Origin of the sequence: Micromonospora sp. NPDC002717 (assembly GCF_040295705.1) — a bacterium.
GTDB lineage: Bacteria > Actinomycetota > Actinomycetes > Mycobacteriales > Micromonosporaceae > Micromonospora.
The window spans coordinates 79976-94052 of record NZ_JBEOVW010000006.1; the positions used below are offsets into that span (position 1 = coordinate 79976).

Sequence of the window (14077 nt, forward strand, 5' to 3'; positions counted from 1 at the left end):
GTTCAGCCGGCCGCGGCGGCGAAAGGAGGGTGTCGATGACCGTCACCGCGACCTACACGATCCCTGGCATGCGCATCCGGGACCACGTCAGCGAGGTGCCGCTGGACTGGTCCGACCCGACGCGCGGCGGCATCCAGGTCTTCGCCCGTGAGATCGTCGATCCCACACGGGCCGGGGAGGACCTGCCGTGCCTGGTCTACCTGCAGGGCGGGCCCGGCGGGAAGGGCCCCCGTCTGCTCACCCGGTCCGGCTGGCTTGGCCTGGCACTGCGCGATCACCGCGTGGTCCTGGTCGACCAGCGTGGCACCGGCCGCAGCACCCGCGTCGATGGCCGCCGGATGGGCGCGTTCGCGACGGCGGAGGAGGCCGCCAGCTTCCTCGCGTGCTTCCGGGCTGACTCGATCGTGGCCGACCACGAGCACCTGCGGAAGTCCGTCTTCGGCGGCGAGCGCTGGTCCACCCTCGGGCAGTCGTACGGCGGCTTCGTCACGCTGACGTACCTGTCGAAGGCGCCGGAGGGCTTGAGTGCCTGCTGCGTCACCGGTGGCCTGCCTGGTCTCGACCCGTCGGCGGCGGAGGTCTACCGGCGGACCTACCCGCGGGTGGAGGCGAAGAACAGGGAGTTCTACCGGCGCTACCCGCACCAGGCCGCGCAAGTGGGTCGGATCGCCGATCGGCTGGCTGAAGGCGACGTGTTGCTGCCCGACGGCGATCTGCTAACGGTCCGACGGTTGCAGTCGCTCGGCGTCGACCTCGGCATGAAGCCCGGACACGAGCGCATGCACTGGCTGCTCGATGAGGCGTTCTCCGGGGACGAGCTGTCGGCGACGTTCCTGCACCAGGTGCTGGCCAGGACGGCATACAGTGACAACCCGCTCTTCGCGGCCCTGCACGAGAGCATCTACGGACATGGCGCCGCTGCCACCGGCTGGGCGGCCCAGGCGGAGCGGGAGAGGCATCCGCAGTTCGCCGAGGAGGCCAGGCCGCTGCTGTTCACCGGCGAGATGATCTACCCCTGGATGTTCCAGGAGATCGCCGAGCTGCGTCCGTTCCGCGGCGCCGTGGAAGCGTTGGCGGTCCGGGATGAGTGGCCGCCGCTCTATGACCTCGACCGGCTTGCCGCCAACGAGATTCCGGTGGTGGCCGCTGTCTACTACGACGACATGTACGTGGACGCGGGTCTGCAGATGGACACGGCGTCCCGGGTGGGCAACGTCCGGACCTGGATCACCAACGAGTACGAACACGACGGCGTACGCGAGGACGACCGGGTCTTCGCCCGGCTGACCGAGATGCTCCGCGAGGCGGGCGCAGGAGTCAGAGGTATCGATGGAGCTGACAGGAACCCGTCCGCTCCCCGGCAGGAGGGAATTTCCGTTGCGTGATGGCAGGCCGCCGAAGCTTTCCGACGTCGCGGCGTTCACGGAGTACATGACGACGGGCTGGGACGTGCCCGACCGCACCCCGTCGGTCGTGCCCGGCGCCGCCGAGGCGGCCGCCGCCCACCGGGCCCGCCTGGCCGAGGCCCTCCCGGGCCGCACCGTCGTGCTGGCGGCGGGGGAGGCGCCCGTACGCAGCAACGACACGAGCTACGACTTCCGTCCGGACAGTGACTTCTTCTGGACGACCGGCTGCTCGGTCGAGAACGCCGTCGTGGTGCTGCGCGGCGGCGACGCCACTCTCTACCTGCCGCCGCCGGCCCAGCCCGGTGACTCCGGGTTCTTCGCCGACGCCCGCTATGGCGAGTTGTGGGTGGGCGCGGCGCCAGGGTTGGCCGACTGGGCGCGGGCGCTGGACGTCGAGGTTCGGCCGCGCGCGGAACTCACCGAGGACGTGACCCGGGACGAGGAGGTCGCGCGAACCCTCGCCGAGTTGCGCATGTACAAGGACGAGTGGGAGATCGGGCAGCTCCGGGAGGCGGTGGACCGCACCGTCGAGGGCTTCGCCGCGGTCGTCCGCGAGATCCCCACCGCGATTGCCGGGCCCGGGGAGCGGTGGCTGCAGGGCACCTTCGACCGGTACGCCCGGGCGTACGGCAACGGCCCCGGCTACACCACGATCGTCGGTAGCGGCCGGCACGCGCCCACCCTGCACTGGGTGCGCTGCGACGGCCCGGTGCTGCCGGACGAGGTGCTCCTGCTCGACATGGGGGTCGAGGTCAACAGCTACTACACCGCCGATGTCACCCGGACGTTTCCCGCCTCCGGGCGGTTCTCGCCGGCGCAGCGGCAGGTGCACGACCTGGTGGAACAGGCCCACAGAGCCGGGTTGGCGGCGGTTGGTCCGGGCCGCCGGTTCACCGAGTTCCATCACGCGGCGATGGAGGTGATCGCGCGGGGCCTGGCGGACTGGGGACTGTTGCCGGTCTCCGTGGACGAGGCGCTGTCCGACACCGGGCAACACCACCGGCGCTATCTGGTGTGCGGAGTCGGCCATCACCTGGGGCTGGACGTGCACGACTGCGGCCGAGCTGCGGAGGACGCCTATCAGGGTGCGGTCATGGCGCCCGGCATGGTGCTGACGGTCGAGCCCGGACTGTACTTCCATCCGCACGACCTGACCGTGCCTCCGGAGCTGCGCGGGATCGGTGTGCGTATCGAGGACGACCTGCTGGTCACGCCCGACGGTCAGGAGGTGTTGTCCAGCGCGCTGCCGCTGGAGGCCGACGGTCTGGAGAAGTGGATGGCCGTCAACTTGATGATGTGACATTGCACTGGATGCTTTCCCCATACGATCGATGAGGAGCCAGCAGTGACCACCCCCGCAAGGCCCTGGCGCGGCGTACACGTCGCGACGGCGCTGCCCTTCCACGACGACCTCTCCATCGACTACGACGCGTTCGCCGAGCACGTCGGGTTCCTCGCCGCTGGAGGCTGTGACGGCGTGACGCCCAACGGCTCGCTCGGTGAGTACCAGACGCTGACCCCGCAGGAGCGGGAGCGCGTCGTCGAGACGGCCGTACAGGCCGCCCCCGCCGGATTCGGCGTCATGCCCGGCGTCGCCGCCTACGGCGCGCTCGAGGCCCGCCGCTGGGCCGAGCAGGCCGCCGAGGCCGGAGCCACCTCCGTCCTGCTGCTGCCGCCCAACGCCTACCGCGCCGACCGCCGGGCAGTGGTCGAGCACTACCGCGAGGTCGCGCGTGCCGGACTGCCTGTCGTCGCCTACAACAACCCGATCGACACCAAGGTCGACCTGGCGCCTGCGCTGCTTGCCGAACTGTTCCAGGAGGGCTTGATCGTCGGCGTGAAGGAGTTCACCGGCGACGTGCGCAGGGCGTACGAGATCACCGAACTGGCCCCCGGCCTGGACGTTCTGGTCGGCGCCGACGACGTGCTGCTCGAACTGGGTGTCGCCGGAGCCGTCGGCTGGATCGCCGGCTACCCGAACGCGATCCCGGAGAGCACCGTGGAGCTCTACCGGCTGGTCACCTCAGGCGACCCCGCCGACATCGCCAAGGCCCTGCCGATCTACCGGGACCTGCACGCGCTGCTGCGCTGGGACTCCAGGACCGAGTTCGTCCAGTCGATCAAGCTGTCGATGGACGTCGCCGGCCGCAAGGGCGGCGCCTGCCGTCCGCCACGCCTGCCGCTGCCGTCCGAACTGGCAGTCAGGATCACCGCCGACACCGAAGCGGTGCTCGCCAAGGGCTACCGATGAGATCCCGCCGCACGTTCCACGTCGTCGACTCGCACACCGAGGGGATGCCCACCCGGGTCGTTGTCGGCGGCATGGGCACCATCCCCGGGGCGACCATGGCCGAGCGCAGGCTGTGGTTCATGGAGAACAGCGACGACGTCCGCACGTTGCTGATGTACGAACCGCGCGGCCACGCCGCGATGAGCGGCGCGATCCTGCAGCCGCCGACCCGTCCCGACGCCGACTACGGCGTGCTCTTCATCGAGGTATCCGGACTGCTGCCGATGTGCGGCCACGGCACGATCGGCGTCGCGACGGTCCTCGTCGAGACCGGGATGGTGCCCCTCGTCGAGCCGGTGACCACGGTCAGGCTCGACACTCCCGCCGGCCTGGTCGTCGCCTCCGTGACGGTGCGCGACGGCGCGGCGGAGTCGGTCACCATCCAGAACGTCCCGTCTTTCGCGTACGCGATCGATCGGAAGATCGAGGTGCCGGGCGTCGGCGCGGTCGAGTACGACATGGCCTTCGGCGGGAACTTCTACGCGATCGTCGACCTGGCGGACCTCGGGCTGCCCTTCGACCGCGCCCGCGCCGGGGACCTGCTCGCCGCGGGTCTGGCGATCATGGATGCCGTGAACGAGCAGGACCGGCCGGCGCACCCCGAGCGTGACGACATCAGCGGCTGCCACCACGTCTACCTGAAGGCCCCCGGCTCCACCGCCAAGCTGTCGCGGCACGCCATGGCCATCCACCCCGGCTGGTTCGACCGGTCTCCGTGCGGCACCGGCACGAGCGCCCGGATGGCGCAGTTGTGGGCGCGGGGCGAGCTGGGCATCGGCGAGGACTTCGTCAACGAGTCGTTCATCGGCACCCGCTTCACCGGGCGGCTGCTCGGCGAGACCACGGTCGGGTCGCTCCCTGCCGTGCTGCCGTCGATCACGGGCAGGGCATGGGTCACCGCGACGGCACAGCTCCACCTCGACCCCACCGACCCGTTCCCCGCGGGATTCCTGCTGTGAGCCCGGTGCCGGTCCCGGACCTTCCTGACATCGGTCGCAGAGAGAACCTCCGCGACCGGATCAGGGAGGCCCTGCGTGCGGCGATCATCTCCGGCAAGCTGGAGCCTGGCGTGGTGTACTCGGCTCCGGCGCTCGGCGCGCAGCTCGGCGTGTCGCCCACACCGGTGCGGGAGGCCATGCTCGACCTGGTCAAGAGTGGCCTGGCCGTTCCTCATCCGAACAAGGGCTTCCGCATCACCGAGGTGTCCGAGGAGGACCTCGACAACCTGGCCGCCGTGCGGCTGCTCATCGAGCCGCCGACCGTGCGGAATGTCGTGGCGGTGATCCCGAAGGCGGACTTCCCCGAGCTGAGGGCACTCGCGCAGGCCATCGTCGACGCGGCGGAGCGCGGCGACCTGGTCGGCTACATCGAGGCCGACCACGTCTTCCACCTGACCCTGCTCGGCTACAGCCGCAACCGGTTCCTGGTGGATGTCGTGTCCGACCTGCGCTCGCGGACCCGGTTGCTCGGCCTGACCCCACTGTTGGAGAGCGGCAGACTGGGCCGCTCGGCGGCGGAGCACCACGAGCTCCTGGACTTCATCGAAGCCCGCGATCCGTCCGGGGCCGAACTGCTGATGCACCGCCACATCGGCCACGTTCGCGGTCTGTGGGCAGACAGCGCCAAGGACGCCCCATGAGGCGAAGCGGGGCGGCATGACCGAGCGCAGCGAGCGGACCCTCGGGCACCGCGCGGTCGAGCCGCGTGGTGCCGTCCACCGTGGGGAAACGACGGCGTGAGCGCGGACCTGGTGGTCGTCGGGGCAGGCGTGGTGGGCGCTGCCAGCGCGTACTTCGCGGCACTGGCGGGCCTGCGGGTGGTCGTCGTCGAGCGCGGTGCGATCGCCGGCGGCACCTCCAGCGCCGGCGAGGGGAACGTGCTGGTGTCCGACAAACAGGCCGGTCCCGAGTTGGACCTGGCACTGTACTCGCAGCGGGTCTGGCGCGAGGATCTCGCCGAGCACGGCGATCTGTGGGAGTTCGAAGCCAAGGGCGGGCTGGTCGTAGCGGCATCGGAGCAGAGCCGTGCCGCACTGCGTGAGCTCACCGTCCACCAGCGCCGCTGCGGTGTCGCGGTTCGCGACGTCCCGCCAGCCGAGTTGCGCGACTACGAGCCGCATCTGTCGCCGCGGCTCGTCGGTGGCGCCTACTACCCACAGGATGCCCAGGTCCAGCCGATGCTGGTGGCGGCCCACCTGCTCCGGCTGGCCCGCGAGCGCGGCACGCGCGTGCGTACGCACACCGAGGTGACGGGGTTCCTCCGCGACGGCCCGCGGGTGACGGGCGTACGCACCTCGGGAGGAGACATCCCGGCCAGCGCGGTGCTCAACGCCGCCGGCACGTGGGCCGGCGACCTCGCCGGCCTCGCCGGAGTGCGTGTCCCCGTGCTGCCCCGACGGGGCTTCGTCCTGGTCACCCAGCCGATGCCGCCCCGGACGATCCGCCACAAGGTGTACGCCGCCGAGTACGTCGGTGACGTGGGCAGCTCCGACGCGGCACTGCAAACCTCGCCCGTGGTCGAGGGCACCGTCGCCGGCACGATCCTCATCGGCGCGTCGCGTGAGCGCGTCGGACTCGACCGGACCATGTCCGTCACCGCTGTCGGCACGCTCGCGGCCAAGGCCATCGCGTTGTTCCCGATGCTCCGGCAGATCCGGGTGATGCGCACCTACCTCGGTTTCCGTCCCTACTGCCCGGACCATCTACCCGTCATCGGTCCGGACACCCGCGCACCCGGCCTCTGGCACGCCTGCGGCCACGAGGGTGCAGGCATCGGTCTCTCCGTCGGCACCGGCAAGTTGATCGCCCAGGCGCTCGTGGGGGAGCGGACCGACCTGGATCTCACCCCGTTCGCACCGGACCGCTTCGCGCAGGACGAGGAGGCGTTTCGATGACGCACCGGATGACATTCCGCGGTGCCGCCGTGCCGGCCGAGCCCGGCCAGAGCGTCGCCGCCGCGCTGATCTCCGCCGGAGTCACGAGCTGGCGCACCACCGGCAGGGGCGGCACGCCGCGAGGACTGTTCTGCGGCATCGGCATCTGCTTCGACTGTCTCATCACGGTCGACGGCGTTCCCGACCAGCGCGCCTGTCTCGTCGCCGCCGCCGACGGCATGCGCCTCGGCGATGACGCCGGGCCGGACACACCAGACGCCGGCGACCGGGGGGACAGCGATGCCGCACGTGCCTGACGTCGCCGTGGTCGGCGCGGGACCAGCCGGCCTCGCCGCCGCCGTAGAAGCCGCCGAGGCCGGGCTCGAGGTCACCCTCATCGACACCGCCGCGCAACCCGGTGGGCAGTACTGGCGGCACTACGACGAGGCCCACGCCCGTCCCGACGATCGCGTCGGCCACCACGGCTGGCCGGTCTTCACCCGGCTGCGGGACCGCCTGAACGCCCTCCGCGCAGCTGGCCAGGTCCGCTACCTCCCCGGCCACCAGGTCTGGCTCGTCACCCGCGACGCTGGCGGGACCTTCACGCTCCGGATGACGGCTGCCACGTCCACCGTCACCCCGTTGGACGGCGCGGACCTCACGCTCGTCGCGCGAACGCTGATCCTGTGCCCAGGAGGATACGACCGGCAACTACCCGTGCCCGGCTGGGACCTGCCCGGCGTGATGACCGTGGGGGGAGCGCAGGCCCTGCTCAAGGGGCATCGAACGGCGGCGGGGCGGCGTGCGGTCATCGCCGGCACCGGCCCGTTCCTGCTCCCCGTGGCCACCGGCCTCGCGCGTGCCGGAGTGACCGTCGCAGCCGTCATCGAGGCCAACGCAACGCTGGGCTGGCTACGCGATCCGCTCGGCGCGATGTCCGCGCCGGCCAAGGGCGTCGAGGCGCTCCGGTACGCGATGCTGATGGCCCGACACCGCATCCCGTACCGGCCGAGGACCGTGATCCGTGAGGTGCTCGGGAAGGACCGGGCGGAGGCGGTCCGGGTCGCCCGGGTGGACCGCGACGGCCGCCCGACCGGGCCGGACGAGGAGATCGCCGCCGACCTCGTCGCACTCGGTTGGGGCTTCACCCCCTCGCTCGAACTGCCGCTCATGCTCGATGCCGAAACGGCGAAGGACACCGACGGATCGCTCGTCGTGGCCGTCGACGACCGTCAGCGCAGCAGCGTCGAAGGACTGTACGTCGCTGGTGAGGCGACCGGTGTGGGCGGCGCGGCGCTGGCCGTCCACGAAGGGCGGCTGGCCGCGCTCGCCCTCGCCGACGCGCGCGGCTGCCCGACCGACCGGGCGCTGATGAGGCGGTTGCGACGGGCCGTCCGGCGGGGCCGCAGGTTCGCCGCCGCCATGCACCGCACCTATCCGGTGCCAGGCGCGTGGCCCGAGTGGCTGTCGGAGACGACGCTGGTCTGCCGCTGCGAGGAGGTCTCATACCGCGACCTGCGCCGGGCGCACGACCACCTCGGCGCGGAGGACGCGCGCACGCTGAAGATGCTGGCCCGGCCTGGGATGGGCTGGTGCCAGGGACGGGTGTGCGGCCATGCCACCGCAGGGATCGCGGCCTGGCTGACCGGGCGTGAGACCACGACGGACGACCTGCGCCCGCTGGCCACCCGCAGCCTCGCTGTGCCGGTGCCCCTGGGAGAGCTCGCTGCCCTGGCTGAGGACACGACGCCCGTCGAGAAGGAAGAAGGAGGACGAGACGGTGAATGACGTGTTGAGCGTCGACCCGCGTACCGGCAGGCCGCGCGAGCGCGTGGCGGCCGAGTCGACGGCGCACGATGTGGACCAGGCGGTGCGCACGGCCGCAGCCGCCGGTGCGGCACTGCGGGACCGCGCCGCGCGTACGGACCTGCTTCGCGCAGCCGCCGCGCTCCTGGAGGCGAACGGCGAGGAGATCATCGCGACCGCCGACGCGGAGTCGGCGCTCGGCCCGGTACGGCTCAGCGGCGAACTCGCCCGCACGTGCTACCAGCTGCGCATGTTCGCGGACGTGGTCTCGGCCGGCACCTACCTGGGCGTGATCATCGACCACGCCGACCCGTCGGCGCAGCCCGTACCTCGCCCCGATCTGCGTCGCTACAAGGTGCCGCTGGGCGTGGTCGGGGTCTTCGCGGCGAGCAACTTCCCCCTGGCGTTCAGCGTGCCAGGCGGCGACACCGCGAGCGCTTTGGCCGCGGGGTGCCCGGTGGTGGTCAAGGCACACCCGGACCATCCCGCCACATCCGCCCTCTGCGCCCGGATTCTTCGGTCGGCGGCGGCCGAGGTCGGACTGCCCGAGGACGTTCTCCGCCTGGTCCACGGTTTCGACGCCGGCCTGGAACTCGTACGCCATCCACTCACCGCGGCCGTGGGGTTCACCGGCTCGGTGCGTGGCGGCCGCGCCTTGTTCGACATCGCATCCTCCCGGCCACGGCCGATCCCGTTCCACGGTGAGTTGGGCAGCCTGAACCCGGTGGTGGTGACCGAACGCGCAGCCGAGACCAGGGCGGAGGAGATCGGAGCGGGGCTGGCGGCCTCGTACACGCAGGGCATGGGCCAGTTCTGCGTCAAGCCGGGTCTCGTCCTTCTGCCCGAGGGACCAGCGGGTGACGCCGTCGTCCAGACGGTCGTCGCGGCGGCAGTCCCGTCCGGGCCACTGCTCGACCCGCGCATGCGGGAGGCGTTCCTCGCCGGGGTACGCGCCCGCGCGGCGCTACCAGGGGTGGCGGAACCGCTCGGGGCGGGCGAGGCTGGCGATGACGCGGTGCCGCTGGCCGTACGGCCGGGCGTACTGACCGTCGCGGCGTCGCGGCTCGACGGAGGGGCGTACCGGGAGTTGCTCGAGGAGTGCTTCGGACCGGTCACCGTGCTGGTCCGCTACGGCTCGACGGCCGAACGGGACACGGTGCTCAACGCCTTGCCGGGCAACCTCACGGCGACGGTGCACCTGGCCGCCGACGAGCGGGACGACGCGGCGGCGGACCTGGTCGCCGGGTTGAGCGAGATCGCGGGACGGGTCGTGGTCGACGGCTGGCCCACTGGGGTGACGGTCGCCCCCGCCATGCACCACGGCGGACCGTACCCCGCCTCCACGAGCGGCTCGACCTCGGTGGGAAGCACCTCGATCGAGCGCTGGCTGCGCCCGGTCTGCTACCAGAACGTCCCGGATCCGATGCTTCCACCGGAATTGCGCGAGGCCAACCCGCTCCGCGTCCCCCGGACGGTCGACGGCGTCAGTACGACCTGAACCGGGTCGGGCGCGGGTGGTGCCCCGGCCGGTGGCCGGAGTGGGCCGCGCCCTGATCGTCCCGCCGATCGGGAGCCTGAGGGTGAGTCTGCGTCACCCGCAGCCGAGTATTCCGCGGCAGCCGGAACACCGGCAGCGCACGCGACATCGTCCGCTCATCGGCCCGGGTGTTCGAGCGATGTCACATCCCTGTGGTGGAGTGCTTGCCATGGGCGTGCTGTATGACTACTTCCGGGCAAAGGATGACGCTGCGGCTGTCAGGCTGATGGAGGAGCTCGGTGGCGGGCCGGTCGTTGTCAGCAGCGCCGGCGCGACTGTCGATGCGATTGACCTCAAGGGCATCGAGTATTGCTGGTGCTGCCTGTGACTCACGCAAGCGTGTCGCTCGCCCGATGCCGTCCGGCGCCGAACGAGTCGAACACGCAGCCGTGAATCATGGGAGATTCCTCGCTGACATCGGCTCACGCCGCGGTCGTCGCGTCGGCCGTGCCCGGGCATAGTGGGGCGGCGTGCCGATGACGTGCATTGGCCGAGGTGAGCGTGTGCGTCTGCTTGTTGGGACGAGGGTGGGTGCTGCACGAGGTGCGGCTTGATGTCGCTCCGGTGGCGTTGCCGCAAGCGTTGCAAGCGGTCTGTCGGGCTGAGTTCGGCCGCGGTGTGCTATTCGTACTCCTGCCCGCACCGGGCCAGTTCTGCGAGATCGGCCCAGCCGAGGAAGCCGATGGTGTGCTCGCCCGGCTCCGGATCGTTCACCAACGGCACGACGGGGCCAGGAACTGGTTTCCGTAGGCCGTCGTCTTCGTGCCAGCCGCCCAGTGCTCCGGCCATCCCGCATTCCAGGTACGCCTGCGGATCAAAGTTGTACCAGCGGATGTCCGTGGCTCGCGCACATCCTGCCGTACGGGGGGCGTCAATGCCGAACCGGGCGTACTCGTCCAGCGGTCCCTGATCGGCGAAGTCGGCCAGGTCCGCGATCTGAGACAGCACGATGGCTTCCCAGTCGGCATACGACGTCGGCTCGTCCGTGTAGCGAAACGAGGCGCAGCGCCACGAGGCCTGCAGCGGCGCCGGCTCGACCATGCCCGCCGCCACGACCATCGCGGCAACCGTATCCAGGTCCAGCGAGACCCGATCCGACAGTGGCCGGGCAACCCGCCACCACGAACGCAGGAACACGTCCAAACTACGCGCGGTCGCGTTCATACCTTCGCCTTCCCGGACAAGGCGTCGGTACAGGTCGCGGTTTGTGCGGCAGGCCGGCCCGGGTGGCCCGTCGACCCAGTAGGTCTGCTTGTGCACCACACCAGACTCCAGCGCCAGGACCTTGGCCAGCGCCTCAACCCGGTCAGCGAAGGTGCCCATCCGGACCCGGTTGCCGTTGTCGTCCTGCCGCCAGAGCTCCCACACCGCCACAGCATCACCGTAGTCGTGGCCTCTCTCCGGCGAACAGCCACATCCGCTCGTGTCGACCGTGCGCGCTGTGTCTCAGTGCGCGATGGCCTCAGGGAGTGTCTGCGACATGAGCAAACCATCTAAGAGCGTGTCTCAGGTGGCGGTCGGCTGACCTTGGTGGTAGATCACTTCTACTGTGGACGAGCGGTTGATCTCTGAGTGGGTGCCTGACGAGCTGTGGAGCCTGGCCAGACCGTTGGTTCCGCCGCCGCCTCGACGTCCGCAGGGCGGAGGTACACCGCCGATCGATGCGCGGGCGGTGTTCGCCGCGATCGTGTACGTGTTGACCACTGGCTGCGCGTGGCGGCACCTGCCACCCGGGTTCGGAGTCTCCAAGGCCACCGCGCACCGCCGGTTCGTCGCCTGGACCCGGGCCGGGCTGTGGCGCAGGCTGCACGTCGCCGCCCTGGACCAGCTCGGCGCGAAGGGTTTGATCGACTGGTCGCGCGCCACCGCCGACGCGGCGTCGGTGCGGGCGAAAAGGGGGGCGACCTGACCGGCCCCAGCCCGGTCGACCGAGGCAAACCCGGCAGCAAGATCCACGCCCTGTCCGACCGCGACGGGCTGCCCCTGTCCGTCGGCGTGTCCGCCGCGAACACCCACGACAGCCGCTGCCTGGAATCCCTGATCCAGGCCGTCCCCGCCGTCCGCTCCCGACGCGGACCCCGCCGACGCCGCCCCGACAAGCTGCACGCCGACAAGGGCTACGACTACCCCCACCTGCGTCGCATGCTCCGCGCCCGCGGCATCCGACCCCGCATCGCCCGCCGCGGCATCGAGTGACCGAACCGCCTCGGCCGACACCGCTGGGTGATCGAGAGAACGTTCGCCTGGTTCACCGGCTACCGCCGACTGACCATCCGCTACGAACGCTCGGCCAGCCTCTACTGCGCGTTTGTCACCCTCGCCGCCGCACTCACCTGCCACAAGCGCTACCTCAAACTCACCACCTGAGACACGCTCTAAGGAACAGAAATGTCTGTCGACGTGACACGGGCAATAGAAGGTTCTGAAAGCCACCTACGGCTGGTACTGGGCGGCGGATGTGCTGACCGCGGCCGACGCCCGGGTGCAGCTGGCGCATCCGTTGGGAGTGGAGGGGTTCGCCATGAGCATGCACCGGATCTGCGCATCGCTTTGCCTCATGAACTGGACCGACAGCTCCAAGCACGACAATGCCGCCAGAAAGCTGACTGCACGGTGGTTCAGGCTACGAGCAGGCGGAGACCGAGCTCTGCCGTGTCGAGGGCGACGAGGTCGCGGTTGCGCTCGGCCCAACGGCCTGAGGAAAGGTCTTCGCGGAGCATGCTGACCGCCCGTTGCTCAGCCTGCGGTCCAACTCTGGTCCATACCGAAACCGCGCGGCGTACATGTTCGTCCAGGTACGCCTCAGGCCGGCGCCAGTATGCCTCGAAGAAGCCGTCAGCGCAGTCCCACGGGACGAGCACCGGCTCCGCACGTCCTCCGATGGCGCGGGTCAGATCGGCCAGGGACGGCCAGCCGACGAGGAGGTCTGCGAACTCAGGCAGGTAGTCGCGGGTGAGCCAGAACCGCTGACGCCAGCCGGTGTCATCAGCGTCGTACGTGAACACCACCACGCGGCGGGCCACACGCCGCATCTCACGCAACCCGGCGACCGGGTCCGGCCAATGATGAACGGTGCTGACCGCCATCGCCGCGTCAAAAGACTGGTCCTCGAACGGCAAACTCTCCGCAGCGGCGGCCACGCACGGCGCCGCGCCCACGGGACGCTGCGCCCGCATGACCGCCGACGGTTCCACCGCCGTGACGTCGCGGTCGGGTGGTTCGTATGAGCCGGTGCCAGCCCCGACGTTCAGCACCGTTCGTGCGTCCCCCAGCGCATCCCAGATGCGCGCGGCGATCCGTGGCTCGGTGCGCCGCGTCGCTGGGTACGCGGATCCGATGGCGTCGTACAACTGTGCGCCGAACACTTTCAGTTGCTCCTCCGGCGTCGTCCTGATTCCCATTGCTCGTGCCTCCAGTTCCCTGTCTATGGCCGTCACCATGGCAGCAGCGCGGTCGCGCTGGTCCATCAGCAGACCGCGCAGCCGGCACAGGTGCGCGACTGCGTCGGTCGCCGGATCGTCAACCAGATCCGCGATCTCCCGCAATCCGAAGCCGAGCCGCCGGTAGGCGAGCACCTCCCGGAGCCGCTCCACATCGCCCGCTGAGTAGGCCCGGTGCCCAGCCGCAGTCCGCGTGGACGGCTTCAGCAGGCCGATCTCGTCATAGTGATGCAGTGTGCGGACGCTGACACCGGCCAACTCCGCCACACGCCCCACGGTCAGGTGCTCCTCCACGCCACCGACTATGTGGCATGACGCCGCGTGAGGAGCAAGCGCTTCGCTGCTGGCGTCATCGAGTTCCACGCGTCCCAGGCCCGTTCGGTGCGGATGACCTCGTCGGTGTCGACAGGGCGGCCATGCTCGACGCTGTGGTCGCCGACCCGGCCGGCACAGAAGGCGAGAATGATCTTCCTGACCCCGGCCGCGGACGGCAGGACGGAGGTGGTGCCGGAGCTCTCCGGCGGGATGGGTCGGGGTCCGACCGCACCGCCGGGCAGCGTGCCCGAGGTGGGCGAGCGGCTCTGCTACACCCCCCCTGTCCGACGTGTTCCTGCCGGCCGGGGCGTTCCCGACGCCGGAGGATTCCCCGTGGACGCACGGCGGCCCGCCGGCGCGCGCCGGCGACCGGCCGCCGCGAGCGACGGCGACCGGGCCGAGGAATGGCCC

Annotated in this window: 12 protein-coding genes and 1 pseudogene; 11 read left to right on the forward strand and 2 right to left on the reverse strand. The window is 70.8% G+C overall.

Translation table 11 applies throughout. The features are described from left to right. Nucleotides 1-35 precede the first annotated feature (35 nt). The 10 genes from ABT006_RS11305 (at nucleotide 36) to ABT006_RS11350 (ending at nucleotide 10239) form a co-directional block, all read left to right on the forward strand. On the forward strand, nucleotides 36-1385 hold the full coding sequence (locus ABT006_RS11305) for an alpha/beta fold hydrolase (RefSeq protein WP_350705271.1): 1350 nt from the start codon (nucleotides 36-38) through the stop codon (nucleotides 1383-1385). Beyond that, a complete protein-coding gene (locus ABT006_RS11310) occupies nucleotides 1378-2706 on the forward strand; it encodes an aminopeptidase P family protein (RefSeq protein ID WP_350705273.1) in 1329 nt (442 codons plus the stop codon). Before ABT006_RS11305 ends, ABT006_RS11310 begins: the two co-directional genes overlap by 8 nt. Nucleotides 2707-2751: 45 nt before the next feature. Beyond that, complete coding sequence (locus tag ABT006_RS11315; RefSeq protein WP_350705275.1) at nucleotides 2752-3657, forward strand: dihydrodipicolinate synthase family protein; 906 nt, start codon at nucleotides 2752-2754, stop codon at nucleotides 3655-3657. After that, nucleotides 3654-4655 carry a proline racemase family protein gene (locus ABT006_RS11320; RefSeq protein ID WP_350705276.1) on the forward strand — a complete coding sequence of 334 codons (1002 nt, stop codon included), beginning with the start codon at nucleotides 3654-3656 and terminating at the stop codon, nucleotides 4653-4655. Before ABT006_RS11315 ends, ABT006_RS11320 begins: the two co-directional genes overlap by 4 nt. Next, a complete protein-coding gene (locus ABT006_RS11325; RefSeq protein WP_350705278.1) occupies nucleotides 4652-5335 on the forward strand; it encodes a GntR family transcriptional regulator in 684 nt (227 codons plus the stop codon). The genes ABT006_RS11320 and ABT006_RS11325 overlap by 4 nt, the downstream gene beginning before the upstream one ends. 96 nt (nucleotides 5336-5431) lie before the next feature. Next, entirely contained in the window at nucleotides 5432-6589 is a 1158-nt protein-coding gene (locus ABT006_RS11330; RefSeq protein ID WP_350705280.1) for an NAD(P)/FAD-dependent oxidoreductase, read from the forward strand. Then, nucleotides 6586-6885, forward strand: coding sequence for a (2Fe-2S)-binding protein (locus ABT006_RS11335; protein WP_350705282.1), 300 nt, complete (start codon nucleotides 6586-6588; stop codon nucleotides 6883-6885). The genes ABT006_RS11330 and ABT006_RS11335 overlap by 4 nt, the downstream gene beginning before the upstream one ends. Further along, a complete protein-coding gene (locus ABT006_RS11340; protein ID WP_350705284.1) occupies nucleotides 6869-8356 on the forward strand; it encodes an FAD/NAD(P)-dependent oxidoreductase in 1488 nt (495 codons plus the stop codon). Before ABT006_RS11335 ends, ABT006_RS11340 begins: the two co-directional genes overlap by 17 nt. After that, a complete protein-coding gene (locus ABT006_RS11345) occupies nucleotides 8349-9872 on the forward strand; it encodes an aldehyde dehydrogenase (NADP(+)) (protein ID WP_350705286.1) in 1524 nt (507 codons plus the stop codon). The genes ABT006_RS11340 and ABT006_RS11345 overlap by 8 nt, the downstream gene beginning before the upstream one ends. Nucleotides 9873-10080: 208 nt before the next feature. After that, nucleotides 10081-10239 carry a hypothetical protein gene (locus ABT006_RS11350; protein WP_350705288.1) on the forward strand — a complete coding sequence of 53 codons (159 nt, stop codon included), beginning with the start codon at nucleotides 10081-10083 and terminating at the stop codon, nucleotides 10237-10239. A gap of 293 nt (nucleotides 10240-10532) precedes the next feature. Here the strand turns inward: ABT006_RS11350 and ABT006_RS11355 are convergent, their stop codons facing one another. Beyond that, entirely contained in the window at nucleotides 10533-11285 is a 753-nt protein-coding gene (locus tag ABT006_RS11355) for a hypothetical protein (protein ID WP_350705290.1), read from the reverse strand. Nucleotides 11286-11472: 187 nt separating this feature from the next. Between ABT006_RS11355 and ABT006_RS11360 the strand changes: the two are divergent. Then, a pseudogene (locus ABT006_RS11360) lies at nucleotides 11473-12278 on the forward strand (IS5 family transposase). Nucleotides 12279-12529: 251 nt separating this feature from the next. Here ABT006_RS11360 and ABT006_RS11365 read toward each other — a convergent pair. Beyond that, the gene (locus tag ABT006_RS11365; protein ID WP_350705292.1) at nucleotides 12530-13645 is read right to left on the reverse strand and encodes a MerR family transcriptional regulator; all 1116 of its coding nucleotides are present in this window, start codon (nucleotides 13643-13645) and stop codon (nucleotides 12530-12532) included. Nucleotides 13646-14077 lie beyond the last annotated feature (432 nt).